This window comes from Streptomyces sp. NPDC020958 (assembly GCF_055562175.1).
Window position 1 is genome coordinate 135986 of record NZ_JBVHFU010000006.1, and the last position, 25205, is coordinate 161190.

The window sequence follows — 25205 nt, forward strand, 5'->3', positions numbered from 1 at the left end:
ATGAAGCACGCTGACGACGCGTCGACTCTGCCGGTGACCTGGTGGAAGTCCTCGGCGTCCGCATCACAGTCCGACTGCGTGGAATGCGGGATCGTCGACGAGGCGACGGTCGCCGTCCGCGACAGCAAGCGGCCGTACGGGCCCGCGCTGCTGCTCGGCCGGCCGGCACTCTCCGCGTTCACCGCGGCGCTGGCCCTCGGCGACGGCCGAATAGGCCGCCGCGGCTGAGCAGACCCCCTGGACCTCACGAGCGGGTGCGGCCGGAGCCACCGGGAGGTGGTCACCCGCACACCCCAGAAAACCAAGAAACCCCTGCTCAGCAGGGGTTTCTTGGTTTTCTCGCAGTGTCCGAGGGGGGACTTGAACCCCCACGCCCGATAAAGGGCACTAGCACCTCAAGCTAGCGCGTCTGCCATTCCGCCACCCGGACAAGGTGTCTGTCGTGCGGGGTTTCCCCCGCGGCGACGAAGGAAACACTACCAGGCTTTCCGGGGTGGCCGATCACACCCCGTTCCCGGCGCGGCCGGGCGTGAACGGCGTGTGACGGGCCGGGACCGGCCTTGGGGCGGAGCCGGAAGGGAGAGAGGATGGCAGGGACCGGCCGGCAGTGACAGCAGGAGGAATCAGCGTGAGCGAGACGGACACGGCCAGGGGCGTCACCGGCGAGGACGAGGTCGTGGACCTCTGCCGCGAGCTGATCCGGTTCGACACCAGCAACTACGGCGACCACTCCGGTCCGGGCGAGCGCAAGGCCGCCGAGTGGGTCGCGGAGAAGCTCGCCGAGGTCGGGCTGGAGCCGAGGATCTTCGAGTCGCACCCGGGCCGCGCCTCCACGGTGGCCCGCATCGAGGGCGCGGACCCGTCCCGCCCCGCCCTGTTGATCCACGGACACCTCGACGTCGTACCGGCCAACGCCGACGACTGGACCCATCACCCTTTCTCCGGTGAGGTCGCGGACGGCTGCGTGTGGGGCCGGGGCGCCGTCGACATGAAGGACATGGACGCCATGACCCTGGCGGTCGTCCGCGACCGGCTCAGGAGCGGCCGGAAGCCGCCCCGGGACATCGTGCTGGCCTTCCTCGCCGACGAGGAGGCCGGCGGCACCTACGGCGCCCGGTTCCTGGTCGACCGCCACCCGGACCTCTTCGAGGGCGTCACCGAGGCGATCAGCGAGGTGGGCGGCTTCTCCTTCACGGTGAACGACCAGCGGCGGCTCTACCTGATCCAGACGGCCGAGAAGGGCATGCACTGGATGAAGCTCAAGGTGGCGGGGACCGCCGGACACGGCTCGATGATCCACCGCGACAACGCGATCACCGAGCTGTCCGAGGCCGTCGCACGCGTCGGGCGGCACAGGTTCCCGGTGCGGGTCACCAAGACCACCCGGGCCTTCCTCGACGAACTGGGCGACGCGCTCGGCACGGAGCTGGACCCGGAGGACATGGAGTCGACGCTGGCCCGGCTCGGCGGCATCGCCAAGCTCATCGGCGCGACGCTGAGCAACACCGCCAACCCCACCCAGCTCAACGCCGGTTACAAGGTCAACGTCATCCCGGGCGAGGCCACCGCGCACGTGGACGGACGGTTCCTGCCCGGCCACGAGGAGGAGTTCCTCGCCGACCTCGACCGGCTCCTCGGCCCGCACGTGGTCCGCGCGGACGTGCACTCCGACAAGGCGCTGGAGACGTCCTTCGACGGGGCCCTGGTGGAGGCCATGCAGTCCTCGCTGCTCGCCGAGGACCCCACGGCCAAGGCGGTCCCGTACATGCTCTCCGGCGGCACCGACGCCAAGTCCTTCGACGACCTCGGCATCCGCGGCTTCGGCTTCGCCCCGCTGAAGCTGCCGCCGGAGCTGGACTTCGCCGGCATGTTCCACGGCGTGGACGAGCGGGTGCCCGTGGACGGGCTCCAGTTCGGCGTGCGCGTCCTCGACCGCTTCATCGACGCCTCGTGAAGAAATGGCTCGGGCTAATCGGGCGACTGTGCGAGTCCGACTGAGAAGAGTGAATGCGACGATAAGCTCGTAGCTCCATTAGTTCCTCCTCGTTACACATCATGCGATCCGCTACTTGGGATCGCATTGCCAACAAGGAGGAATAAATGCTCAAGAAGGTCGTCGCCGCTGCGGCTGCCACTGGTGGTCTGGTTCTCGCGGGTGCGGGCCTGGCCGTCGCCGACTCGGGTGCTCAGGGTGCCGCCGTGGGCTCCCCGGGTGTCATCTCCGGCAACGTGATCCAGGTTCCCGTGCACGTCCCGGTGAACGTCTGCGGCAACACGATCTCCGTGATCGGGCTGCTGAACCCCGCCTTCGGCAACACCTGCATCAACAAGTGACGCCGACTCCCTGAGGGGCGTCTTTCCGTCGGCCCCGGAGCGCGCGCCACGCGCTCCGGGGCCGACCGGTTTTCCGCGGTTGTTTCCGCGAGGAATGCACGGTCAGGATCCAAGGCAGGGGGGAATTCAGAAATGCGACAGGGTACCCGCAAGGGCCTTATGACAGTGGCCGCGGCGACCGGCGTGATCGCCGCGGCGAGCGGTTACGCCCACGCCGACTCGGGGGCCGTCGGCTCCGCCGGCGACTCACCGGGCGTGCTGTCCGGCAACACGGTGCAGGCGCCGGTGCACGTGCCGGTGAACGTCTGCGGCAACACCGTCAACGTCGTCGGCGTCCTCAACCCGGCGATGGGCAACAAGTGCGCGAACCATGGCGGCGTGGGCGGCGCGACGGGGGGCTACGGCGACTCGGGCGGTTACGGCGGTGGGCACGGGGGCGGCCACGGCGGTTCGCACGCCGGCGGCCACACCGGCGGCTCGCCCGGGGTCGGGTCGGGCAACACGGTGCAGGCACCGATCGACGTACCGGTCAACGTGTGCGGCAACAGCGTCAACGTGATCGGCATCGGCAACACGGCCGTGGGCAACGACTGCGACAACGGCGGGGGTTACGGCGACGAGGGCGGCTCGGGCGGCCACGGCGGCCACGGCGGTCATGGGGGTCATGGCGGCCACGGCGGCCACGGCGGCCACGGGGGCCACGGTGGCCACGGGGGCCACGGTGGTCATGGGGGCCACGGTGGTCATGGGGGCCACGGGGGCCATGGAGGTCACGGTGGGCACGGTGGTCACCCGGGCAACCCCGGTACGCCAGGGCAGCCGGGTACTCCGGGCACTCCCGGTGCTCCCGGTCATCCCGGCACTCCGGGCCAGCCGGGCACTCCCGGTACTCCCGGTCATCCCGGCACTCCGGGCCAGCCGGGCACTCCCGGAGCCCCCGGCACTCCCGGAGTCCCCGGCACTCCCGGAGTCCCCGGTACTCCGGGTCACCCGGGCACTCCCGGAACCCCCGGTCACCCGGGCGCTCCCGGTCACCCCGGAGGCGGTACCGTCCCGGGCGGTGGTCACGGTTCCTCCGTCGTCAGCCCGGTGGGCAGCAGCTCGGTGACCCAGCCGGGCAGCGGCGCCGCGCAGCTCGCGCACACGGGCAGTGACCTCCCGGTGGGCCTCGCGCTTCCGGCGGGCGCCGGCGTGCTGCTCGCGGGCGCGGTGCTCTACCGCAAGGCGCGCGCCAGCGCCTAGCACACGCTCGGTGACGCACCACCGCGGTGCGTGACACGGAAGCGGCCCCGCCGACGCGGGGCCCCTTCCGTCAGTCGGCCAGTCTCACCATGTGGCACGCACCTGGCGGATGATCCGCCGGCGCAACCGCACCCTGCGGCTGCCGTCGCGCATGAGGCTCAGTCGGTCCAACTCCCAGTGTCCGTACTCGGCATGGTCCGTCAGCAGACGTGTGGCCTCCTTGCGGGACACCCCGCGAGGTACGTACACGTCGACAAATTCGTATTCCGGCATCGCATCTATTGTGCGGGCTGGTGCCCGGTACGGATAGCGTCTGCACTATGTCTGATGCTGCGCAGCCCACCGCTGCCGAGGTACGCGCCGCCGCCGAGGCGGTCAAGACCGCGCTCGACCGCCATCTGGCCGCGGTCGAACGCAGGTCGGGGGAGGACGACCCGGCTGTCTACGAGGCGTTCAACCAGCTGGCCGCGGCCGCCGAGGTCTACGACGAGCTCCTGTACGACCGCTACGACGAAGTCACCCCGTTCGAGATCCCCGGCACCGAGGACTCGCTGCCACCGTACGCGGGTCCCGAGGAACCGAACGCGATCAGTGTGCTGATCCGCCGCGACTACGCCGTGGCGGAACCACAGCGGCTGCTGGCGCAGGCCCAGCGGGTCCAGGCCGCGGAGTACGACGAGGGTCCCGCCGTCGGCGAGGAGGCCGCCGGCACCGTCCACGGGGCGCTCGGGGTCCTGTTCGGCGAGTTCGAACCGGACGAGATCGCCTCCCGGCACAAGGAGTTCGGCCTGGAGGAGGGCGACTCCACGCTGTGGGTGACCGCGGCGGAGGACCCGGCCGAGCCCGGCGAGTGGCTGGACGCGCCGTTCGAGGGCGTCGATCCCCAGCTGGTGGTGTGCCGCTTCGACGTCAGCGCGGTGTTCGACGACGAGGACCCGGAGGACGCCGAGGAGGCCGGGGAAGTGGAGGACGACCTCGACCTCGACGAGGACCTGGAGCCATTGGACGCCGAACGCTGACCCGGCCCGACCGGTGGTCCCCTTCCGGCCTTCCCGGGCCGGTCGGGCACCACCGGTCGGCGTCGCTGCGAGGACCGTGGCTCAGCCGACTGCCGGCACCTGAGTCCTGAGCAGCAGCGGCAGGCGGGTCGTCCTGGGCTTCGGCAGGATCTCGGCCACCGCCTTCGGCAGGGCCTGCTCCACGCCGTGCACCACCGAAAGATGGCGTTCCGCCCGACTGAACGCCGTGTACACCCAGGGGCGGCTGAGGGACCCGGCCGCGTCACCGGGCAGCACCACGACCGCCGCCGGCCACCGGCCGCCCGCCGCCTGGTGGGCGGTGACCGCCCAGCCGTGCCGCACCGACTGCTCCACCCGCTCCTTCGGCACGACGACCTGAGCGTCCACGCACGACAGATGCAGCCCCTCGGCGTCGGCACTCACCACCTGCCCCGGCTCGGTACGGCCCGGAGTGGGGGAGTAGGCGACCCGGTCACCGGGGTCGAAGCCGCCGAACCGGCCGGGGCCCGGATTGAGCCGCTCCTTCAGGGCGGCGTTCAGGGCACGGGTGCCCGCCGCGCCACCGTGGCCCGGGGTGATCACCACCGTCTGCCCGGCGGGGACGCCGATGGCGCGCGGCACGGAGTCGGCGACCAACTGCACCGTCCGGTGCACCGCCTCGCCCGCGTCCCGCACCGGCACGATCACGACCTCCTTGCCGGGCGCCTCGACCTGGAGGAGCTCGCCCACGCCGATCCCGGAGACCAGTTCGCCGAGCGGTCCGGGGTCGGGCGTGCGGGAGGCGACCACCGGGCAGACGCGCGCCGCCAGCAGGTCGGCGAAGACCCGCCCCGGGCCCGCCGACCACAGCACCGCCGGATCCCCGCTGAGCACCAGCCGGGCCCCGTCGGGCAGCGCCTCCACGATCATCGCGGCGCTCTCCACGTCCAGCTGGGGCGCGTCCAGCACGACCAGCAGGTCGAGGTCCAGGGCGCCCTCCGCGTCCCGGCCGGGCCCCTGGGCACCGGAGAGCAGACCGGCGACCGTGCCGACCGCATGCGCGCCGTCCCCCGACGCCGCCGCCACTCGCCGGCGCCCGTCGGGGGTGTGGGCGGCGGCGAAGGCACGCAGCCCCGCCGCGCGGGCGGCGGCCAGCAGTGCCGCCGGTTCGGACCGGGCGGCCTCGCCGCCCGTGTGCAGCACGAGTCCGTGTCCGGCGACCGCCCTCGCCAGCTCCGCCGCGCCGCCGGAGGCCGTCGTCGCGGCCGCCTCCCAGGGCTCCGGGGCGTCCTTGCCGGGGGAGTTGACCAGCCGGGCCAGCCCGTCGGCGAGGCTCTCCTCGGCCAGCGCGTACCGCTCCAGGCCGACCAGGACCCGGACCGGCCGCTCCTCCTCGTCGTCCTCGGGTTCCGGGGCGCCCGGATCGAGGGCGTCCTGGAAGACCAGGGCCTCGCCCTCGGCGAGCGCGCTCTGCACGGCGGCCTCCGGGTCGGGCACCGCCCGCTGGGTCAGCGCCGCCGTCAGGGTCGGCATCTCCAGCGCGGTGTGTCCGGCCAGGGCCGCCTGTTCGAGGAGCCACCCGGTCAACGCCCGGCCGCGCCGCTCGTCGTCCGGGCCGCACTCCGCGCCGAGCAGCGCCCGCGCGAAGCCGTCGGCCTGGTCCGGGCGTACACCGCCGACCCGCAGCAGCTGCCAGGGGTCGTCGCGCAGCAGCGCGTCCGCGCCCTCGCCGAGGGCGGCCGCGACCGCGGGTGCCAGCGACTCCGGCGCACCGCCGTCGGCCAGGACCCGTCGTACCGCCGCGATCGTCTCCGCGGTGGGTCCGGCCGGTGCGGCGGTCCTCTCGCGCGGCGCGGCGGTAGGGGCCGGCTCCGGCCCACCGGCCGCTTCGGCCACGGGTGCCGGGCGCGCGGCGGGTTCCGGACCGGCGAAGACGGTTGCCGCCCGCTTCTCCCCGCTCTCCACCGCCCGGATCGCCGCCAGCAGATCGGCCGCCGTACCGCTGAGGCCGCTCCCGCTCTCGATCGGACCCTTCTTCACGGCCTTCCGCCGCGCGATCCGCTCCCGCTCGACCCGCTGGGCGGCCAGCTCCGCCGCGGCCTCGGAAACCTGCCCCCCACCCCCCTCGGCCACCGCACCGGCCGCGGCGGCCGACCCGTCCACCTCCGAACCGTCACCACCGTCCCCGACCGCGGCTTCCGCCACTGCACCGGCCGCGCCCTGCGCAGCCGAGTCGCCGTCGTCGTCCACGCCACCGGCCGCACCGCCCCCGGCCGGCCCTCCGGTCGGCGAACCGTCGCCGCGTCCCGCCCCTTCCGCCCCCGAACCGGCACCGCGCCCCGCACCGTCTCCCGTCGGCACGTCACCGCCTCCCGCGGCGTCCCCCGTCGTCCCCGCGGCCGTCGTCCCCTCGTCGTCGGCCTCGGGCTTGGCGCCCAGCCCCGGCTCCGTGCTCACAGCGTGCTCCAGTCGTGATCGGGATAGCGGTGCACGGGCGCCGACACGTCGTCGAGCGCCCGGCAGATCTCGTCAGGAAGCGTAAGCGCCTCCACTGACAGTGCCGCCGTGAGCTGCTGTGCGTTGCGCGCGCCGACGACCGGCGCGGCCACGCCCGGCCGGTCCCGCACCCAGGCCAGCGCCACCTGGAGCGGCGTCACCGCCAGCCCGTCGGCCGCGGTCTGCACCGCGTCCACGATCCGCGTCGCGGTGTCGTCGAGGTACGGCGCGACGAACGGCGCCAGATGCTCGGAGGCGCCCCGCGAGTCCGGGGGAGTGGCGTTGCGGTACTTCGCGGTCAGCACGCCCCGGCCGAGCGGCGAGGACGGCAGCAGGCCGATGCCCAGGTCGAGCGCCGCAGGCAGCACCTCGCGCTCCACGCCCCGCTGGAGCAGCGAGTACTCCAGCTGGGTGCTGGCCAGCCGGGTGCGGGTACCGGGCGCCGCGAGCTGCCAGGTGGCCGCCTTCGCCAGCTGCCAGCCGCAGAAGTTGGAGACCCCGGCGTAGCGGGCCCGGCCGCTGCTGACGGCCAGGTCGAGGGCCTGCAGCGTCTCCTCCAAGGGGGTGTCCGGATCGTAGGCGTGCACGTGCCAGACGTCGACGTGGTCGGTGCCGAGACGGGCCAGGGAGGCGTCCAGCGCGGCGAGCAGATGGCCGCGCGAGCCGTCGAAGCGGCGGTCCGGGTCCGGGACGCTGCCCGCCTTCGTCGAGATGACCAGGTCCCGGCGGGGCACCAGCCCTTCCATGAGCTGCCCGAGCAGGTACTCGGCCTCTCCGTCGCCGTACACGTCCGCGGTGTCGACGAGGGTGCCGCCGGCCTCCCAGAACGCCTTGAGCATGTCCGCGGCGTCGTGCTCGTCGACGTCCCGGCCCCAGGTGAGGGTGCCGAGTCCGATTCTGGACACGCGCAGGCCGGTACGGCCGAGATGCCTCTGCTCCATGTCCGCGAGATTACTGGCCAGAGCTGGTGCGTTGGGTTGCCTGTGGATAACCGGTTTCCCAGCGGCGGAGGGGTGGCCGGCCGCGGGGCGCCGCACGCTAAGGTCTCTCGCGACAGCGACGTTACTGATCGGTAAGGGGATCGGCCATGCAGCTCGGGATCAACCTCGGCTACTGGGGCGCCGGGATGGACGGGGACAATCTGGCCGTGGCGCAGGAGGCCGAGCGCCTCGGGTACGCCGTCTGCTGGGCCGCCGAGGCCTACGGCTCGGACGCCGCCACCGTGCTCAGCTGGGTCGCGGCCAAGACCGAGCGCATAGACGTCGGCTCGGCCATCTTCCAGATCCCGGCCCGGCAGCCCGCGATGACCGCGATGACCGCCGCCACCCTCGACTCCCTCTCCGGCGGCCGTTTCCGGCTCGGCCTCGGCGTCTCGGGACCGCAGGTCTCCGAGGGCTGGTACGGCGTCAAGTTCGACAAGCCGCTCTCCCGCACCCGTGAGTACGTGGAGATCGTGCGCAGGGCGATGACCCGCGAGCGGCTGTCGTACGAGGGTGAGCACTGGACGCTGCCGCTGCCCGGCGGCCCCGGCAAGCCGATCAGGCTGACCGTGCACCCCGAGCGCGAGCACATCCCGGTCTACATCGCCGCCATCGGACCGAAGAACCTGGAGCAGACCGGCGAGATCGCCGACGGCGCCCTGCTGATCTTCCCCTCGGCCGAGCACCTGGAGGAGACGGCCGTCGCGCACCTGCGTGCGGGCCGCGAGAAGGCCGGGAAGACCCTCGACGGGTTCGACGTCTGCCCGACGCTGCCCCTCGCCGTCGGCGACGACAACGACGTGAGCACACTCGCCGACACCTTCCGGCCGTACACCGCGCTGTACGTCGGCGGCATGGGCAGCCGCAAGCAGAACTTCTACAACCAGCTCGCCCGGCGCATGGGCTACGAGCAGGAGGCCGCCGAGATCCAGGACAAGTACCTGTCCGGGGACAAGAACGGCGCGGCGGCCGCCGTGCCGCACGACCTGATCGACCAAACCACGCTGCTCGGGTCCGTGGCGCGGATCGCCGACCGGATGAAGGCCTACGCGGCCGCCGGGGTCACCACCCTGTCACTCGCCCCCGCCGGCTTCACCCTGGACGAGCGGCTCGCCTCGCTCCGGGCCGGTGCCGAGGCCCTGGAGCGTGCCGGGCTCGCGTGAGCGACGCGGCGGGAGAGTTCAGCGGCCGTGGTGGGGGCTCGGGGGTCTTCCCCGCCACGGCCGTCACGGAGAACAACGCGCCGCCGCCCGCGCGGTTACGCCCCCGGAGTGACCCTGGTGCTCCCTCTTTCGGCCGAGTCCGCGGCCCCGGTGCCGGGGCCCCCTCACATCCATCCCCGCCGCTTGAACAGCCGGTACAGCACCGTCTCCAGCACCGCCATGATCATGATCACCGCGGGATACGACCAGAACCAGTGCAGCTCGGGCATGTGGTCGAAGTTCATGCCGTAGACACCGGCGATCATCGTGGGCACCGCCGCCATGGCCGCCCACGCGGAGATCTTCCGCATGTCGTCGTTCTGCCGCACGCTCATCTGCGCCAGGTGGGCGTTGAGGACGTCGGACACCAGCCGGTCCAGGGCCTCCACCCCCTCGTTCACCCGCATCAGATGGTCGTTGACGTCCCGGAAGAACGGTCGCGCCTCCTCGTGCACGAACGGCACCGAGCCGCCGCCGTACGGACCCGTCCCCGCCAGCTTCGTCATCGGCGCCGCCAGCGGCACGGTCGCGCGGCGGAACTCCAGGATCTGCCGCTTGAAGGAGTAGATCCGGGACGCGGTGTGCCGGGAACCGCCGCCGCCCGGCGAGAACACCTCGGCCTCCACCTCCTCCAGGTCGTTCTGCAACTCGGTCGCGACCTCCAGGTAGTGGTCGACGACCGCGTCGGAGATCGAGTACAGCACCCCCGTGGGACCGTGCTTGAGCAGCTCGTGCTGCTCCTCCAGATGCCGCCGGATGTCCCCGAGCGGCGACGGCGTCCCGTGGCGCACGGTGACCACGAAGGAGTGCCCGACGAAGATCATCAGCTCGCCGGAGGTCACCGTGTCGGTCTTCGTCTCGTACGTCACCGGCTTCAGGACGACGAACAGCGAGTCGTCGTACACCTCCAGTTTGGGCCGCTGGTGGGCGGTCAGGGCGTCCTCCACGGCCAGCGGATGCAGCCCGAACTCGTCGGTGACCAGCGCGAACTCGCGCTCGGTGGGCTCGTACAGGCCGATCCACAGAAAACTGTCGCCACGCGCGCGTGCCTCCGCGAGTGCGTCCGAGAAGTCCTGCGGGGTCTCCATGCGCTCCCCGCCCCGGTAGATGGCGCAGTCGACGATCACGGAGCGTATTCTCCCGTCGCCCAGCCGCCTGCGCACTTCGGCTTGCGCCTACCCTGGGCCGCATGCCCACGCTGATCCTCGTAAGGCACGGACGGTCCACCGCCAACACCTCCGGGCTGCTCGCCGGCTGGACGCCCGGTGTCGCCCTCGACGAGCGCGGCGCCGCCCAGGCCGCCGCACTGCCCGGCCGACTGGTCGGCCTGCCGATCTCCGAGGTCGTCACCAGCCCGCTGCAGCGCTGCCAGGAGACGGTCCGGCCGCTCCTCGACGCCCGGCCCGACCTCACCGCCCACACGGACGAGCGGATCGGGGAGGCCCACTACGGCGACTGGTCCGGCCGCAAACTGACCGAACTCAAGGACGAGCCGCTGATGGACGTCGTGCAGGCGCACCCGTCGGCGGCCGCGTTCCCCGGCGGCGAGTCGATGCGGGCCATGGCGACCCGCGCGGCCGAGGCGGTGCGGGAGTGGAACGCGCGCGTGGAGCGCGACCACGGCTCCGACGCCGTCTATCTCATGTGCTCGCACGGTGACATCATCAAATCCCTCGTCGCGGACGCACTCGGTCTTCATCTCGACCTCTTCCAGCGGATCTCCGTCGAACCGTGTTCCATCACGGCGATCCGTTACACCCGCCTCAGGCCGTTTCTCGTTCGTCTCGGGGACACCGGCGATTTCGCCTCCCTCGCCCCCCGCGAGGAACCTCCCGGCGAAGACGCACCGGTCGGTGGCGGTGCCGGCGCGCCGTGATCGCCGACCGCAGTAGGGTGAAGCGATCCACGCAGGCGGTCCCATAGCCGCCGTCCGTTCCCACGCACCCCCGATTCCCATGGAGACAGGACGTGTCCCGTCAGGTGTTCCTCTACGATCCGCCGGACCGCTTCATCGCGGGCACGGTCGGACTGCCCGGACGCCGTACGTTCTTCCTCCAGGCCACGGCCGGCACCCGGACGACCAGCGTGGCCCTGGAGAAGACCCAGGTCGCCGCGCTCGCCGAGCGCATGGAAGAACTCCTCGACGAGGTCGTACGCCGCAGCGGCGGCAGCGCGGCCGTCCCCGCCGTCGCACCCAACGAGATCACCGACACCGCCCCGCTGGACACCCCCATCGAGGAGGAGTTCCGCGTCGGCACCATGGCGCTCGCCTGGGACGGCGAGGAAGAGCGCATGATCGTCGAGGCGCAGGCCCTGGTGGAGCTGGACGCCGACTCCGAGGAGGACCTGGCCGAGGCCGAGGAGCGGCTCCTCCAGGACGAGGAGAACGGGCCCCCCATGCTGCGGGTCCGGCTGAGCGGCGCGCAGGCCAGGGCCTTCGCCAAGCGCGCCCTGGACGTCGTCAACGCCGGTCGGCCGCCGTGCCCGCTGTGCAGCCTCCCGCTCGACCCGGAAGGACACGTATGTCCGCGCCAGAACGGATACCGCCGCGGAGCGTGACCGCCGCCGGCCTGCTCGTCCACGGTGAGCTGAAGGTGCGCGGCCGGATCCGCGACGCCTCCAACGCGGCGCTGTTCTGCACGGTCGCGCACGACGGTGAGGAGACGTCCTGCGTCTACAAGCCGGTCGCCGGTGAACGCCCGCTGTGGGACTTCCCCGACGGCACCCTCGCCCAGCGCGAGGTGGCCGCCTACGAGGTCTCCGAGGCGCTGGGCTGGGACCTGGTCCCGCCGACCGTGCTGCGCGACGGGCCGTACGGCGAGGGCATGTGCCAGCTGTGGATCGACGTCGACCCGGAAGGGGCCGAACTGCTGGCCCTGGTGGACGCCGAGGAGCCGGAGCCGGGCTGGAAGGCCATCGGGCTCGCCGAGGTCGGCGACGGGAAGACCGCGCTGCTGGTGCACGCCGACGACGCCCGGTTGCGCCGGCTCGCCGTCCTCGACGCCGTGATCAACAACGCCGACCGCAAGGGCGGCCACCTGCTGCCCACCGCCGACGGTCGGCTCTACGGAATCGACCACGGCGTCACCTTCAACGTCGACAACAAACTGCGCACCCTGCTGTGGGGCTGGGCGGGCGAGCCCCTCACCGGTGAGGCCGTCGAGGCCCTCACGACGCTCCGGGAGGCCCTCGACGGGGCCCTGGGGGCCCGGCTGGCCGAGCTGATCACCGCCGCCGAACTCGACGCCACACGCGCGCGTGTCGACGCGCTGCTCAGCGCCGGGACGCACCCGGAGCCCAGCGGCGAGTGGCCCGCCATCCCCTGGCCGCCCGTGTAGGAATGCCACGCCCGCACGCCCCGCGCCCGGACAGCACATCCCGGCCGCAAGATCAAGAGTGCCTTCTTCGTCATCCGGCCCGGTCCGGTTCGTATACCGAACTCGGGTCCGGTTACGCTCATGTACATGCATGCCTGGCCCGCTTCCGAGGTCCCCGCCCTGCCTGGTCAGGGCCGCGACCTGAGGATCCACGACACCGCGACCGGCGGTTCGGTCACCCTCGACCCCGGTCCTGTCGCCCGTATCTACGTCTGCGGCATCACGCCGTACGACGCGACCCACATGGGGCACGCGGCGACCTACAACGCGTTCGACCTGGTCCAGCGCGTGTGGCTGGACACCAAGCGGCAGGTGCACTACGTCCAGAACGTGACGGACGTCGACGACCCGCTGCTGGAGCGCGCGCAGCGCGACGGTGTCGACTGGGTCGCCCTCGCCGAGCAGGAGACGGCCCTCTTCCGCGAGGACATGACCGCCCTCAGGATGCTGCCGCCGCAGCACTACATAGGCGCGGTCGAGGCGATACCCGGCATCGTGCCGCTCGTCGAGCGACTGCGCGACCTCGGCGCCGCCTACGAACTCGAAGGCGACATCTACTTCTCGGTCGGCTCCGACCCCCACTTCGGCAAGGTCTCCGGCCTCGACGCGGCCGCGATGCGGCTGCTGTCCGCCGAGCGCGGCGGCGACCCGGACCGCCCCGGCAAGAAGAACCCCCTCGACCCGATGCTGTGGATGGCCGCCCGCGAGGGCGAACCCAGCTGGGACGGCGGCTCCCTCGGTCGTGGCCGACCGGGCTGGCACATCGAGTGCGTGGCCATCGCCCTCGACCACCTCGGCATGACCTTCGACGTCCAGGGCGGCGGCTCCGACCTGGCCTTCCCGCACCACGAGATGGGTGCCTCGCACGCCCAGGTGCTCACCGGCGAGTTCCCGATGGCCAAGGCCTACGTGCACGCCGGCATGGTCGGGCTCGACGGCGAGAAGATGTCCAAGTCCAAGGGCAACCTGGTCTTCGTCTCCCGGCTCCGCCAGGACGGCGTCGACCCGGCCGCGATCCGGCTGGCGCTGCACTCGCACCACTACCGCGCCGACTGGGAGTGGACCGACCAGGTGCTGCGGGACGCCGAGGAACGCCTCGCCCGCTGGCGCGCGGCGGTCTCCCGCCCCGACGGCCCGCCCGCCGAGGCCCTGGTGGAGGAGATCCGCGAGGCCCTCAGCAACGACCTGGACGCGCCCGCCGCACTGGCGGCGGTGGACCGCTGGGCGGCACTCCAGCAGGAGCAGGGCGGTACGGACGCGGGTGCACCGGGTGTCGTGTCCCGAGCGGTCGACGCCCTGCTGGGCGTGGCCCTGTAAAGCCGACGCCGACAGCCCCGCGCCCTGAGGGGGAGCGGGGCTGTCGCACCACGCGGCTGCGCCGCGTGGGCGCGCTCAGTCCTCGGAAGAATCCTCGCCGTCCGGCCCGGCATCGCCGCCGGCGTCCCCGCCGTCCCCGGCGTTCCCGGGCGCGTCGGGCTTCGGTGCCCGGGGCGGCCGCCCCTTGCCGCCCGGACCCCCCGGGCTGTCCCGCAGGTACGACCCGCTGTCGGTGCCGTCCGCCGTGGCGTGGCCGCCGGGCGGGCTCACGTCCCGGCGCCTCAGATAGCGCTCGAACTCCCGGGCGATCGCCTCACCGGACGCCTCCGGCAGCTCCGCGGTGTCCCGGGCCTCCTCCAGCGTCTGCACGTACTCGGCGACCTCGCTGTCCTCCGCGGCCAGCTGGTCCACGCCCACCTGCCACGCGCGCGCGTCCTCGGCCAGCTCGCCCAGCGGGATCCGAAGGTCGAGCAGGTCCTCCAGACGGTTCAGGAGGGCCAGGGTGGCCTTCGGGTTGGGCGGCTGGGAGACGTAGTGCGGCACCGCCGCCCACAGCGAGACCGCCGGGACGCCCGCGTGCGTGCAGGCCTCCTGGAGAACCCCGACGATGCCCGTCGGACCCTCGTACTTGGTCTCCTCCAGGTCCATCCGCTGGGCCAGGTCGGAGTCGGACGTGACCCCGCTGACCGGCACCGGACGTGTGTGCGGGGTGTCGCCGAGCAGCGCGCCCAGCACGACCACCAGCTCCACGCCCAGCTCGTGGGCGAAACCGAGCAGCTCGTTGCAGAACGACCGCCAGCGCATGGACGGCTCGATGCCTCTGACCAGCACCAGGTCCCGCGGCTTGTCCCCGCCGACCCGGACCACCGACAACCGCGTCGTCGGCCAGGTGATCTTGCGCACGCCGGCGTCCATCCACACCGTGGGGCGGTTCACCTGGAAGTCGTAGTAGTCCTCGGCGTCCAGCGCCGCGAACACCTCGCCCTTCCACTCCCGCTCCAGGTGCGCGACCGCGGTGGAGGCGGCGTCACCGGCATCGTTCCAGCCTTCGAACGCGGCCACCATGACTGGGTCGATCAGCTCGGGAACCCCCTCCAGCTCGATCACCCAGTGCCTCCTTCCGACGTGCCCTCGCGTACGCCCCAACCTTACGGCGTCGAGCGGGGGCGCCCGCAGCCCCCTTGCACGGGGGAGTGAACGGATCACTGCCCCGTTCGCCCGCCTCGAACACTTCGTTTCGGCGAGCAACCGGCCATGGACAGCAAGCGCTTCACAGGCTGCTGCGCAGCCACTGCTCCACGCTCGCGATGTGCACGGTCGCCCAGGAACGGGCCGCCTCCGCGTCCCGGTCGCGCAGCGCGGCCAGGATCGCCCGGTGCTCGTGCAGGGTGCGCGCCACCGCGTCCTCCTGGGTCAGCCCGCGCCAGATCCGCGCCCTGGTGGTCGGCCCGGACAGGCCGTCAAGAAGCGAGCAGAGCACCGAGTTTCCCGAGCTCTGCACGATGCCCCGGTGGAACTCCAGGTCGCTGGCGACCAGCTCCTCCACCGAGGGCGCGCCGCCGAGCGCGTCCAACCGGGACGCCAGCGCGTCCAGTTGCTGCTCGCTGATCCGGGAGGCGGCCATCGCGGTCGCGGCCGGCTCCAGGATCCGGCGCACCGCGAGGAACTCCAGGACCGTGTCGTCGCGGTGGAAGTCGACGACGAAGCTCATCGCCTCCAGGAGCAACTGCGGGTCGAGGCTGGTGACGTAGGTGCCGTCGCCCTGCCGCACGTCGAGGATCCGGATCAGCGACAGGGCGCGCACCGCCTCCCGGAGCGAGTTGCGGGACAGGCCGAGCTCGGCGGCGAGTTCGCTCTCCTTGGGCAACCGGTCACCGGGGCGCAGCGCACCGGAGACGATCATGTCCTTGATCTTCTCGATCGCCTCATCGGTGACTGCCATACCGGCCTCCCTGTAGTCCAGACATCCGATGTCTCTGGCCACATTATGCGGTCCGGCCAGGTGTGCACGCCCAGGCCGGTCAGGGCCCGGTGCTCCGGCGGCGGGTACGCGAAAGGGCGGCTCCCAGGGGAGGGGAGCCGCCCTGCGGAGGACCGGCCGCTGCCGAGGACCGGCTACTTCTTGTCGAGCAGGTCCTGGACCTTGGCCCTGACGTCGTCCGTGGCCAGGCCGCGGATCGTCAGGGTGGTGCGGCGGCGCAGCACGTCGTCGGCGGTCTCGGCCCACTCGTGGTCGCGGGCCCAGACGACCTGCGCCCAGATCTCCGGCGCGTCCGGGTGGACGCGCTCGGCCAGCTCCGGGTGCTCGTTGGCGATGCGGGCGATGTCGAAGGCCAGCGAACCGTAGTGGGTGGCCAGGTGCTTGGCCGTGTCGGCGGCCATCCGCGGACCGGGCGCCGGGTGGTCCACCAGGAGCCGGTGGGCGACGGCGCGGGGGTTGGCGACACCGGGCAGCGGCAGCTTCTTCGGCAGCGAGGAGATCGGCTCGAAGTCGTCGCCGAGCGGGTGGCCCGGCAGCGCCTCCAGCTTCTGCATCACGGTGCGGCCGATGTGCCGGAAGGTGGTCCACTTGCCGCCCGCGACGGACAGCATGCCGCCCCTGCCCTCGGTGACCACGGTCTCGCGCTTGGCCTTCGCGGTGCTGCCGGGGCCGCCGGGCAGCACCCGCAGACCGGCGAAGGAGTAGGTGATCAGGTCACGCCGCAACTGCTGGTCCCGGACCGAGAACGCGGCCTCGTCCAGGATCTGGGCTATGTCCTTCTCGGTGACGGCGACGTCCGCCGGGTCGCCCTCGTACTCCTCGTCGGTGGTGCCGAGCAGCAGCATGTCCTCCCAGGGGAGGGCGAAGGTGATCCGGTACTTGTCGATGGGGGTGGCGAGCGCGGCCTTCCAGGGGGAGGTCCGCTTCAGCACCAGGTGCGCGCCCTTGGACAGACGGATGGACGGGGCCGCGTTCGGGTCCTCCATCCGGCGCAGGTGGTCGACCCAGGGGCCGGTCGCGTTCAGCACCAGGCGGGCGTTGACGCCGAACTCCTCGCCGGAGACGGCGTCCCTGAGGTCGGCGCCCGTGACCCGGCCCTTGGTGAAGCGCAGGCCGGTGACCTGGGCGTGGTTGAGGACGACCGCGCCCGCCTCGACGGCCGCGCGGACCGTCATCAGCGCCATGCGGGCGTCGTTCATCTGGTCGTCGCCGTACACGGCCACGGCCTTGAGGTTCTCGGTGCGCAGCTCCGGCACGTCCTGCTGGGCCCGGGCGGGGGAGAGCAGGTGGCCGACGCCGTCGCCGAAGGCGGAGAGCGCGGAGTAGGCGAAGACGCCCGCCCCGAGCTTCGCCGCGCCGTGCGGACCGCCCTTGTACACGGGGAGGTAGAACGTGAGCGGGTTCGCCAGGTGGGGGGCCACCTGGCGGGAGACCGCACGGCGTTCGAAGTGGTTCTCCGCGACCAGCTTCACCGCGCCGGTCTGCAGGTAGCGCAGACCGCCGTGGAGGAGCTTGGAGGAGGCGGAGGAGGTGGCGCCGGCGAAGTCGCCGGCGTCGACCAGTGCCACCCTGAGCCCGGACTGCGCGGCGTGCCAGGCGGTGGAGATGCCCAGGATGCCGCCGCCGATCACAAGAAGGTCGTACGACGCCTTGGAGAGCTGCTCCCTGGTCTCGGCCCGGCTCGGAAGCGAGCCGGAGGCCGGGTGCGTCCCCAGGGCAGGCACGGACTGCAGGGTGGACTGACTGGTCATGTCGGGTTCTTACTCCTCGTCAGAGCTGGTGGGCTCTCGTCGGCTCAGCTCTCGTCGTCGTCGATCCAGCCCATGGTCCGGTCGACGGCCTTGAGCCAGTTCTTGTACTCACGGTCGCGGGTCGCCGCGTCCATGCGGGGGGTCCATTCGGCGGCCCGGCGCCAGTTGGCGCGCAGTTCGTCGGTGCTGGACCAGAAGCCGACGGCGAGGCCGGCGGCGTAGGCGGCGCCGAGGCAGGTGGTCTCCGCGACCATCGGGCGCACCACGGGCGCGTCCAGGACGTCGGCGAGCTGCTGCATCAGCAGGTTGTTGGCGGTCATGCCACCGTCGACCTTCAGGGTCACCAGCTCGTCGCCGGAGTCCTTGGTCATGGCGTCCGCGATCTCGCGGGTCTGCCAGGCGGTGGCCTCCAGGACCGCACGGGCCAGGTGCGCCTTGGTGACGTACCGGGTCAGGCCGGCGATCACACCGCGGGCGTCGGAACGCCAGTGCGGGGCGAACAGACCGGAGAAGGCCGGTACGAAGTAGGCACCGCCGTTGTCCTCGACCGAGAGCGCCAGCGTCTCGATCTCGGCCGCGGTGGAGATCAGGCCCATCTGGTCGCGCATCCACTGCACCAGCGAGCCGGTGACGGCGATCGAGCCCTCCAGCGCGTACACGGTCGGCTGGTCGCCGATCTTGTAGCCGACCGTGGTCAGCAGGCCCGCGTAGGAGTTGATGATCTTGTCGCCGGTGTTCATCACCATGAAGGTGCCGGTGCCGTAGGTGGACTTGGTCTCGCCCTCGGAGAAGCAGGTCTGGCCGAACAGGGCCGCCTGCTGGTCGCCGAGCGCGGAGGCGACCGGGATGCCGCCGAGCAGGTCGCCGAGCTTGCCGCCGGTCACCTCGCCGTAGACCTCGGCGGAAGAGCGGATCTCGGGGAGGATCTGCAGCGGCACGCCGATGGATTCGGCGATCTTCTCGTCCCACTGCGTGGTGTGCAGGTTCATGAGAAGGGTGCGGGAGGCGTTGGTCACGTCGGTGACGTGCTTGCCGCCGTTGACACCACCGGTCAGGTTCCAGATGACCCAGGTGTCCATGGTGCCGAAGAGGATGTCGCCCGCCTCGGCGCGCTCCTTGAGGCCGTCGACGTGGTCGAGCAGCCAGCGGGCCTTCGGGCCGGCGAAGTAGGACGCCAGCGGGAGGCCGGTCTCGCGGCGGAAGCGGTCCTGGCCGACGTTGCGGCCCAGCTCGCGGCAGAGGGCGTCGGTGCGGGTGTCCTGCCAGACGATGGCGTTGTGGACGGGCTCACCGGTGTTCTTGTCCCACAGCACGGTGGTCTCGCGCTGGTTGGTGATGCCGATGGCCTTGATGTCGTCGCGGGTGATGCCGGCCTTCTGGATGGCCCCGGCGACGACTTCCTGGACGTTGGTCCAGATTTCGTTGGCGTTGTGTTCGACCCAGCCCGGCTTGGGGAAGATCTGCTCGTGCTCCTTCTGGTCGACCGAGACGATACGGCCGTCCTTGTCGAAGACGATGCAGCGGCTGGAGGTCGTGCCCTGGTCGATCGCGGCGATGAAAGGGCCTGCGGTGTGGGCGTCGGTCACTGTGTGCTCCTCGAAGATCCGTGGTGGACTGGCGGTACGGCGCGAGCCTGTGTCTTAAGCGAAGGCGACGTTGTAGATGCCTGCCGCGATGGCTCCGCCGATCAGCGGACCGACCACCGGGATCCAGGCGTAGCTCCAGTCGGAACCGCCCTTGTTGGGCAGCGGGAGGAGCGCGTGCACGATGCGCGGGCCGAGGTCACGGGCGGGGTTGATGGCGTACCCCGTCGGGCCGCCGAGCGACAGGCCGATCGAGACGACCACCAGGGCGGTGATCAGGCCGCCCAGCACACCGAGGCCGTTGCCCTTGTCGTTGAGGCCCTGGGTGAGGACCGCGAGGATGAGCACCACGGTGCCGATGATCTCCGTGGCGAGGTTCTGCACCGCGTTCCGGATCTCGGGACCGGTGGAGAAGATGCCGAGGACCGGTCCCGCGCCCTTCTCCTGGGCCTCGACGGCCTTGGCCGAGGTGGCCTGCGCGCCCGGACCGCCGACGATCTCCTTGTCGGTGAGGTGCGCCTGGAACTGGCCGTAGTAGGCGACCCACACCAGGGCCGCGCCGATCATCGCGCCGAGCAGCTGTCCGGCGAAGTAGACCGGGACGTTGCTCCAGTCGCTGTTCTTGATCGCGAGAGCGACCGTGACGGCCGGGTTGAGGTGGGCACCGGACAGCGGTCCGGAGATGTAGACCGCCGTGAGGACGGCGAAGCCCCAACCGAAGGCGATGGCGAGCCAGCCGGCGTTACGGGCCTTGGAGGCCTTGAGCGTGACGGCGGCGCACACGCCACCGCCGAGCAGGATGAGTATGGCGGTACCGATGGTCTCGCCGATGAAGATGTCGGAGCTGGACACCCGCGACTCCTTTGTCCTTCGTCCAGGGAAGCCGAACCCCGAGTCCCTTCGGGGTGTTGGCGCCCTCGGGGGTGAGAGCGAATCCGGCCCTTGGCGTTGTCACACTCTAGCGCGTATTGCCGGTAGGTGTTCGACAATGCCGACCGATGGACGGGAGTCTCGCCCCGGCGTCACATGTGCGTCAAGAGTTCTGTTATCGAAAGCACGATCGTTATTGATTGCTGTGAGTTGTCGATCTTTGTCGGGCTGACGGGGCCGGAAATGCTCTAAACGGCTCACTGAACTGCGGTTATGCCCTGCTTTGTCCACTTCAGGGTACGACCGAGGCCGGTCCACCGACAGGCGAACCGGCCTCGAACGACGATCAGTGGCGGACGGTCAGAACCGCCCCGCCCCCAGGTCCCGCGACACCGCGCGGGCGCAGTCCCGCACCGCGGCGATCAGCTCCGGTGACAACTCCCCGTCCCGGCACAGTCTTTCCACCGCCCCCGTGATGCCCACCGCCCCCACCGGCATCCGCCGCCGGTCGTGGATCGGCGCCGCCACCGACGCCACGCCCTCCCAGGTCTCCTCCACGTCGGCCGCGTACCCACGCGCGCGCGTGATGTCGAGGATGTGCTCGAACGCGTCCAGCTCGCACGTCGTACGGTCCGTGAAGGGTTTGCGGTCGGCCTCCAGGGCCTCGCTGTGCGCGACCGGGTCGTAGGCCGACAGCACCTTGCCCAGGGCCGTGGAGTGCAGCGGCTGCATCGCCCCGATCTCCAGCACCTGCCGGCTGTCGTCCGGCCGGAACACGTGGTGCACGATCAGCACGCCCTGCTGGTGGAGAACGCCCAGATAGACGCTCTCCCCGCTGGAGCGGGCCAGGTCGTCCGTCCACACCAGCGCCCGCGCCCGCAACTCGTGCACGTCCAGGTAGGTGGTGCCGAGCCGGAGCAGTTCCGCGCCCAGCTGGTAGCGCCCCGACGCCTCGTCCTGCTCCACGAACCCCTCCAGCTGGAGGGTGCGCAGTATCCCGTGGGCGGTGCCCTTGGCGAGACCCAGGGACGAGGCGATGTCCGACAGGCCGAGCCGCCGCTCGCCGCCCGCGAGCAGCCGCAGCATCGCGGCCGCCCGTTCGAGCGACTGGATGTTCCGTGCCATCGCCGTCCTGCCTCCGTCCCCTGTGGAACTCTCCGTCACGACCGCCGTAAACCGGTGTTCGGCAATGTCGAACACTACCGGTCCATGCCGACTCCCCGCCAATGGTCGGTCGACACCTGTTACATCACAGGTGACGGACCGGCCACCTCGGCCGGGCACCCGTGACCACTCCGTGACGGGTCCGGGCAGATCGCCCGGACCGTCGCATGATCCGCCATCACCAGGCCATACGTCCCTGATCGGCCCTCGCCTCACTCGTCCGCCACATGGACGCCCTGCCCATCCAGGCCCACTCCCGGTTACGCTGGCGCCGTGCGTCCGTGCCCGGGTGAGCCCGGGGAAACCGCATAGCCGACAGCCGTCGCATCCAAGGGAGCCCCTTCATGGCCTCGTCGCCACCGTCCCCTTCCGCCGACAGCCGGACCCGGGTGTCCGCGCTCCGAGAGGCACTCGCCAGCCGTGTGGTGGTCGCCGACGGCGCCATGGGCACCATGCTCCAGGCGCAGGACCCCACCCTCGAGGACTTCCAGCAGCTCGAAGGCTGCAACGAGATCCTGAACCTGACCCGCCCCGACATCGTCCGCTCGGTCCACGAGGCGTACTTCTCCGTGGGCGTCGACTGCGTCGAGACCAACACCTTCGGGGCCAACCACTCGGCCATGGCCGAGTACGACATCCCCGAGCGCGTCCACGAGCTGTCCGAGGCCGGTGCCCGCATCGCCCGCGAGACCGCCGACGACTTCACCGCCCGGGACGGCCGGCCGCGCTGGGTCCTCGGCTCCATCGGCCCCGGCACCAAGCTGCCCACCCTCGGCCACGTCCCCTACGTCACCCTCCGCGACGGCTTCCAGCAGAACGCCGAGGGCCTGCTCACCGGCGGCGCCGACGCGCTGATCGTCGAGACCACCCAGGACCTGCTGCAGACCAAGTCCTCCGTGCTCGGCGCCCGCCGTGCCATGGACGCGCTCGGTGTGGAGGTCCCGCTCCTGGTCTCCATGGCCTTCGAGACCACCGGCACCATGCTGCTCGGCTCCGAGATCGGCGCCGCGCTGACCGCGCTGGAGCCGCTCGGCATCGACATGATCGGCCTGAACTGCTCGACCGGCCCCGCCGAGATGAGCGAACACCTGCGCTACCTCACCCGGCACTCCCGCATCCCGCTGCTGTGCATGCCGAACGCCGGTCTGCCGGTCCTCACCAAGGACGGCGCGCACTTCCCGCTCGGCCCCGAGGGCCTGGCCGACGCCCAGGAGAACTTCGTCCGCGACTACGGCCTCTCGCTCATCGGCGGCTGCTGCGGCACCACCCCCGAGCACCTGCGCCAGGTCGTCGAACGCGTCCGGGGCGTCACCCCGCCCGAGCGCAGCCCGCGCCCCGAGCCCGGCGCCGCCTCCCTGTACCAGACCGTGCCGTTCCGCCAGGACACCTCCTACCTGGCCATCGGCGAGCGCACCAACGCCAACGGCTCCAAGAAGTTCCGCGAGGCCATGCTCGCGGCCCGCTGGGACGACTGCGTGGAGATGGCACGCGAGCAGATCCGCGAGGGCGCCCACATGCTGGACCTCTGCGTGGACTACGTCGGCCGTGACGGCGTCGCCGACATGGAGGAACTGGCCGGCCGCTTCGCCACCGCCTCCACCCTCCCCATCGTCCTCGACTCCACCGAGGTCGACGTCATCCAGGCCGGCCTGGAGAAGCTCGGCGGCCGCGCGGTCATCAACTCCGTCAACTACGAGGACGGCGACGGCCCCGACTCCCGGTTCGCGAAGGTCACCAGGCTCGCCCGCGAGCACGGCGCCGCCCTGATCGCGCTGACCATCGACGAGGAGGGCCAGGCCCGCACCCCCGAGAAGAAGGTCGAGATCGCCGAACGGCTGATCGAGGACCTCACCGGGAACTGGGGCATCCACGAGTCCGACATCCTCATCGACACCCTGACCTTCACCATCTGTACCGGTCAGGAGGAGTCCCGCAAGGACGGCATCGCCACCATCGAGGCGATCCGCGAACTCAAGCGCCGCCACCCCGACGTCCAGACCACCCTGGGCCTGTCCAACATCTCCTTCGGCCTCAACCCGGCCGCCCGCATCCTGCTGAACTCCGTCTTCCTCGACGAGTGCGTCAAGGCGGGCCTGGACTCGGCGATCGTGCACGCCAGCAAGATCCTCCCGATCGCCCGCTTCAGCGAGGAGGAGGTGGGGACCGCCCTCGACCTCATCCACGACCGCCGCACCGAGGGCTACGACCCCCTGCAGAAGCTGATGCAGCTCTTCGAGGGCGCCACCGCCAAGTCCCTCAAGGCGGGCAAGGCCGAGGAACTGGCCGCCCTCCCGCTGGAGGAGCGCCTCAAGCGCCGCATCATCGACGGCGAGCGCAACGGCCTGGAGGCCGACCTCGACGAGGCCCTGGAGACCCGCGCCGCCCTCGACATCGTCAACGAGACCCTGCTCGACGGCATGAAGGTCGTCGGCGAGCTGTTCGGCTCCGGCCAGATGCAGCTGCCGTTCGTCCTGCAGTCCGCCGAGGTCATGAAGGCCGCCGTCGCCCACCTCGAACCGCACATGGAGAAGTCGGACACCGAGGGCAAGGGCACCATCGTGCTGGCCACCGTCCGCGGTGACGTCCACGACATCGGCAAGAACCTCGTCGACATCATCCTCTCCAACAACGGCTACAACGTCGTCAACCTCGGCATCAAGCAGCCCGTCTCCGCGATCCTGGAGGCCGCCGACGAGCACCGCGCCGACGTCATCGGCATGTCCGGCCTGCTGGTCAAGTCCACGGTGATCATGAAGGAGAACCTGGAGGAGCTCAACCAGCGCGGCCTCGCCGCCACCTACCCGGTCATCCTCGGCGGCGCCGCCCTCACCCGCGCCTACGTCGAACAGGACCTGCACGAGCTCTACGAGGGCGAGGTCCGCTACGCCCGCGACGCCTTCGAGGGCCTGCGCCTGATGGACGCCCTCATCGGCGTCAAGCGCGGCGTGCCCGGCGCCGTCCTGCCGGAGCTGAAGCAGCGCCGGGTCCGGCAGGCCGCCACCGTCGAGGTCGAGGAGCGGCCCGAGGAGGGCCATGTCCGCTCCGACGTCGCCGTCGACAACCCGGTGCCCACCCCGCCGTTCTGGGACAGCCGCGTCATCAAGGGCATCCAGCTCAAGGAGTACGCCGGCTGGCTCGACGAGGGCGCCCTGTTCAAGGGCCAGTGGGGCCTCAAGCAGGCCCGCACCGGCGAGGGACCGTCGTACGAGGAACTCGTCGAGACGGAAGGGCGGCCCCGGCTGCGCGGGCTCCTCGACCGGCTCCAGACCGAGAACCTGCTGGAGGCGGCCGTGGTCTACGGCTACTTCCCGTGCGTCTCCAAGGACGACGACCTGATCATCCTGGACGACCGCGGCAACGAACGCACCCGGTTCACCTTCCCCCGCCAGCGCCGCGGCCGCCGCCTGTGCCTCGCCGACTTCTTCCGCCCGGAGGAGTCGGGGGAGACGGACGTGGTCGGCCTCCAGGTCGTCACCGTCGGCTCCCGCATCGGCGAGCAGACCGCCAAGCTGTTCGAGGCCAACGCCTACCGCGACTACCTCGAGCTGCACGGCCTGTCCGTCCAGCTCGCCGAGGCCCTCGCCGAGTACTGGCACGCGCGCGTGCGCTCCGAACTCGGCTTCGCCGGCGAGGACCCGGCCGACGTCGAGGACATGTTCGCCCTGAAGTACCGGGGTGCCCGCTTCTCCCTCGGCTACGGCGCCTGCCCCGACCTGGAGGACCGCGCCAAGATCGCCGACCTGCTCCAGCCGGAGCGCATCGGTGTCCACCTGTCCGAGGAGTTCCAGCTGCACCCCGAGCAGTCCACGGACGCGATCGTGATCCACCACCCGGAGGCGAAGTACTTCAACGCACGCTGAGCGGTACACGGAGACCGAGACGTGTCACACACAGCACACTGATCGGATAA

General features: G+C 71.5%; 21 protein-coding genes and 1 tRNA gene. 11 read left to right on the forward strand and 11 right to left on the reverse strand.

Translation table 11 applies throughout. The features are described 5' to 3' along the window. Positions 1 to 228, forward strand: coding sequence for a DUF397 domain-containing protein (locus ACZ3KP_RS19865; protein ID WP_467501073.1), 228 nt, complete (start codon positions 1 to 3; stop codon positions 226 to 228). 117 nt (positions 229 to 345) lie between these two features. On the opposite strand, the gene ACZ3KP_RS19870 is transcribed toward ACZ3KP_RS19865, so the two are convergent. Continuing rightward, positions 346 to 430, reverse strand: a tRNA-Leu gene (locus ACZ3KP_RS19870). Positions 431 to 628: 198 nt separating this feature from the next. Here ACZ3KP_RS19870 and ACZ3KP_RS19875 point away from each other — a divergent pair. From ACZ3KP_RS19875 to ACZ3KP_RS19885, 3 genes are all read left to right on the forward strand, one after another. Beyond that, positions 629 to 1954 carry a M20/M25/M40 family metallo-hydrolase gene (locus tag ACZ3KP_RS19875; RefSeq protein WP_366890489.1) on the forward strand — a complete coding sequence of 442 codons (1326 nt, stop codon included), beginning with the start codon at positions 629 to 631 and terminating at the stop codon, positions 1952 to 1954. A gap of 146 nt (positions 1955 to 2100) precedes the next feature. Then, positions 2101 to 2334: a chaplin ChpH gene (gene chpH, locus ACZ3KP_RS19880; protein WP_046732802.1), complete on the forward strand. Its 234-nt coding sequence runs from the start codon at positions 2101 to 2103 to the stop codon at positions 2332 to 2334. Positions 2335 to 2466: 132 nt separating this feature from the next. Then, complete coding sequence (locus tag ACZ3KP_RS19885; protein WP_467501074.1) at positions 2467 to 3576, forward strand: chaplin family protein; 1110 nt, start codon at positions 2467 to 2469, stop codon at positions 3574 to 3576. An 84-nt stretch (positions 3577 to 3660) separates the two neighbouring features. Here the strand turns inward: ACZ3KP_RS19885 and ACZ3KP_RS19890 are convergent, their stop codons facing one another. Then, on the reverse strand, positions 3661 to 3849 hold the full coding sequence (locus tag ACZ3KP_RS19890; RefSeq protein ID WP_046732800.1) for a DUF5703 family protein: 189 nt from the start codon (positions 3847 to 3849) through the stop codon (positions 3661 to 3663). A gap of 47 nt (positions 3850 to 3896) precedes the next feature. Between ACZ3KP_RS19890 and ACZ3KP_RS19895 the strand changes: the two genes are divergently transcribed. Continuing rightward, on the forward strand, positions 3897 to 4595 hold the full coding sequence (locus ACZ3KP_RS19895; protein ID WP_467501075.1) for a hypothetical protein: 699 nt from the start codon (positions 3897 to 3899) through the stop codon (positions 4593 to 4595). Positions 4596 to 4676: 81 nt separating this feature from the next. Here the strand turns inward: ACZ3KP_RS19895 and ACZ3KP_RS19900 are convergent, their stop codons facing one another. After that, a complete protein-coding gene (locus ACZ3KP_RS19900) occupies positions 4677 to 7031 on the reverse strand; it encodes a helix-hairpin-helix domain-containing protein (RefSeq protein WP_467501076.1) in 2355 nt (784 codons plus the stop codon). Then, entirely contained in the window at positions 7028 to 8011 is a 984-nt protein-coding gene (locus ACZ3KP_RS19905) for an aldo/keto reductase (protein ID WP_358977535.1), read from the reverse strand. The genes ACZ3KP_RS19900 and ACZ3KP_RS19905 overlap by 4 nt, the downstream gene beginning before the upstream one ends. 146 nt (positions 8012 to 8157) lie before the next feature. Between ACZ3KP_RS19905 and ACZ3KP_RS19910 the strand changes: the two genes are divergently transcribed. Continuing rightward, positions 8158 to 9213 carry an LLM class F420-dependent oxidoreductase gene (locus ACZ3KP_RS19910; RefSeq protein WP_467501077.1) on the forward strand — a complete coding sequence of 352 codons (1056 nt, stop codon included), beginning with the start codon at positions 8158 to 8160 and terminating at the stop codon, positions 9211 to 9213. Positions 9214 to 9377: 164 nt separating this feature from the next. Here ACZ3KP_RS19910 and corA read toward each other — a convergent pair whose 3' ends face one another. After that, positions 9378 to 10379 carry a magnesium/cobalt transporter CorA gene (corA, locus tag ACZ3KP_RS19915; protein WP_467501078.1) on the reverse strand — a complete coding sequence of 334 codons (1002 nt, stop codon included), beginning with the start codon at positions 10377 to 10379 and terminating at the stop codon, positions 9378 to 9380. Between the two features lie 62 nt (positions 10380 to 10441). On the opposite strand from corA, the gene ACZ3KP_RS19920 reads away from it, so the two are divergent. From ACZ3KP_RS19920 to mshC, 4 genes are all read left to right on the forward strand, one after another. Then, positions 10442 to 11128 (forward strand): histidine phosphatase family protein, encoded by a 687-nt coding sequence (locus tag ACZ3KP_RS19920; protein WP_467501079.1) that lies wholly within the window; start codon positions 10442 to 10444, stop codon positions 11126 to 11128. 92 nt (positions 11129 to 11220) lie between these two features. Continuing rightward, the gene (locus ACZ3KP_RS19925) at positions 11221 to 11811 is read left to right on the forward strand and encodes a DUF3090 domain-containing protein (protein ID WP_358977543.1); all 591 of its coding nucleotides are present in this window, start codon (positions 11221 to 11223) and stop codon (positions 11809 to 11811) included. Then, entirely contained in the window at positions 11775 to 12590 is an 816-nt protein-coding gene (locus ACZ3KP_RS19930; RefSeq protein ID WP_467501080.1) for an SCO1664 family protein, read from the forward strand. Before ACZ3KP_RS19925 ends, ACZ3KP_RS19930 begins: the two co-directional genes overlap by 37 nt. A 126-nt stretch (positions 12591 to 12716) precedes the next feature. Next, entirely contained in the window at positions 12717 to 13946 is a 1230-nt protein-coding gene (mshC, locus tag ACZ3KP_RS19935; RefSeq protein WP_467501081.1) for a cysteine--1-D-myo-inosityl 2-amino-2-deoxy-alpha-D-glucopyranoside ligase, read from the forward strand. 75 nt (positions 13947 to 14021) lie between these two features. Here the strand turns inward: mshC and ACZ3KP_RS19940 are convergent, their stop codons facing one another. The 6 genes from ACZ3KP_RS19940 to ACZ3KP_RS19965 form a co-directional block, all read right to left on the reverse strand. Further along, positions 14022 to 15053, reverse strand: coding sequence for a PAC2 family protein (locus ACZ3KP_RS19940; protein WP_467501082.1), 1032 nt, complete (start codon positions 15051 to 15053; stop codon positions 14022 to 14024). Positions 15054 to 15216: 163 nt separating this feature from the next. Further along, positions 15217 to 15888, reverse strand: a complete 672-nt coding sequence (locus ACZ3KP_RS19945) for a FadR/GntR family transcriptional regulator (protein WP_358977549.1) — start codon at positions 15886 to 15888, stop codon at positions 15217 to 15219. A 173-nt stretch (positions 15889 to 16061) separates the two neighbouring features. Continuing rightward, positions 16062 to 17678: a glycerol-3-phosphate dehydrogenase/oxidase gene (locus ACZ3KP_RS19950; RefSeq protein ID WP_358977550.1), complete on the reverse strand. Its 1617-nt coding sequence runs from the start codon at positions 17676 to 17678 to the stop codon at positions 16062 to 16064. 44 nt (positions 17679 to 17722) lie between these two features. Next, complete coding sequence (glpK, locus tag ACZ3KP_RS19955; protein WP_132889117.1) at positions 17723 to 19264, reverse strand: glycerol kinase GlpK; 1542 nt, start codon at positions 19262 to 19264, stop codon at positions 17723 to 17725. Positions 19265 to 19318: 54 nt separating this feature from the next. Continuing rightward, positions 19319 to 20113 (reverse strand): MIP/aquaporin family protein, encoded by a 795-nt coding sequence (locus ACZ3KP_RS19960; protein WP_358977552.1) that lies wholly within the window; start codon positions 20111 to 20113, stop codon positions 19319 to 19321. 378 nt (positions 20114 to 20491) lie between these two features. Further along, positions 20492 to 21256, reverse strand: coding sequence for an IclR family transcriptional regulator (locus ACZ3KP_RS19965; RefSeq protein WP_358977553.1), 765 nt, complete (start codon positions 21254 to 21256; stop codon positions 20492 to 20494). 383 nt (positions 21257 to 21639) lie between these two features. On the opposite strand from ACZ3KP_RS19965, the gene metH reads away from it, so the two are divergent. Continuing rightward, a complete protein-coding gene (metH, locus tag ACZ3KP_RS19970; RefSeq protein ID WP_361332528.1) occupies positions 21640 to 25155 on the forward strand; it encodes a methionine synthase in 3516 nt (1171 codons plus the stop codon). The last annotated feature ends 50 nt before the right edge of the window (positions 25156 to 25205 follow it).

Excerpts from the sequence above, each read along its gene's own strand:
- ACZ3KP_RS19865 (WP_467501073.1), top strand. The coding sequence starts at position 1 with ATGAAGCACGCTGACGACGCGTCGACTCTGCCGGTGACCTGGTGGAAG.
- chpH (WP_046732802.1), top strand. The coding sequence starts at position 2,101 with ATGCTCAAGAAGGTCGTCGCCGCTGCGGCTGCCACTGGTGGTCTGGTT.
- ACZ3KP_RS19885 (WP_467501074.1), top strand. The coding sequence starts at position 2,467 with ATGCGACAGGGTACCCGCAAGGGCCTTATGACAGTGGCCGCGGCGACC.
- ACZ3KP_RS19890 (WP_046732800.1), bottom strand. The coding sequence starts at position 3,849 with ATGCCGGAATACGAATTTGTCGACGTGTACGTACCTCGCGGGGTGTCC.
- ACZ3KP_RS19895 (WP_467501075.1), top strand. The coding sequence starts at position 3,897 with ATGTCTGATGCTGCGCAGCCCACCGCTGCCGAGGTACGCGCCGCCGCC.
- ACZ3KP_RS19905 (WP_358977535.1), bottom strand. The coding sequence starts at position 8,011 with ATGGAGCAGAGGCATCTCGGCCGTACCGGCCTGCGCGTGTCCAGAATC.
- ACZ3KP_RS19910 (WP_467501077.1), top strand. The coding sequence starts at position 8,158 with ATGCAGCTCGGGATCAACCTCGGCTACTGGGGCGCCGGGATGGACGGG.
- ACZ3KP_RS19920 (WP_467501079.1), top strand. The coding sequence starts at position 10,442 with ATGCCCACGCTGATCCTCGTAAGGCACGGACGGTCCACCGCCAACACC.
- ACZ3KP_RS19930 (WP_467501080.1), top strand. The coding sequence starts at position 11,775 with ATGTCCGCGCCAGAACGGATACCGCCGCGGAGCGTGACCGCCGCCGGC.
- mshC (WP_467501081.1), top strand. The coding sequence starts at position 12,717 with ATGCATGCCTGGCCCGCTTCCGAGGTCCCCGCCCTGCCTGGTCAGGGC.
- ACZ3KP_RS19945 (WP_358977549.1), bottom strand. The coding sequence starts at position 15,888 with ATGGCAGTCACCGATGAGGCGATCGAGAAGATCAAGGACATGATCGTC.
- ACZ3KP_RS19950 (WP_358977550.1), bottom strand. The coding sequence starts at position 17,678 with ATGACCAGTCAGTCCACCCTGCAGTCCGTGCCTGCCCTGGGGACGCAC.
- ACZ3KP_RS19965 (WP_358977553.1), bottom strand. The coding sequence starts at position 21,256 with ATGGCACGGAACATCCAGTCGCTCGAACGGGCGGCCGCGATGCTGCGG.
- metH (WP_361332528.1), top strand. The coding sequence starts at position 21,640 with ATGGCCTCGTCGCCACCGTCCCCTTCCGCCGACAGCCGGACCCGGGTG.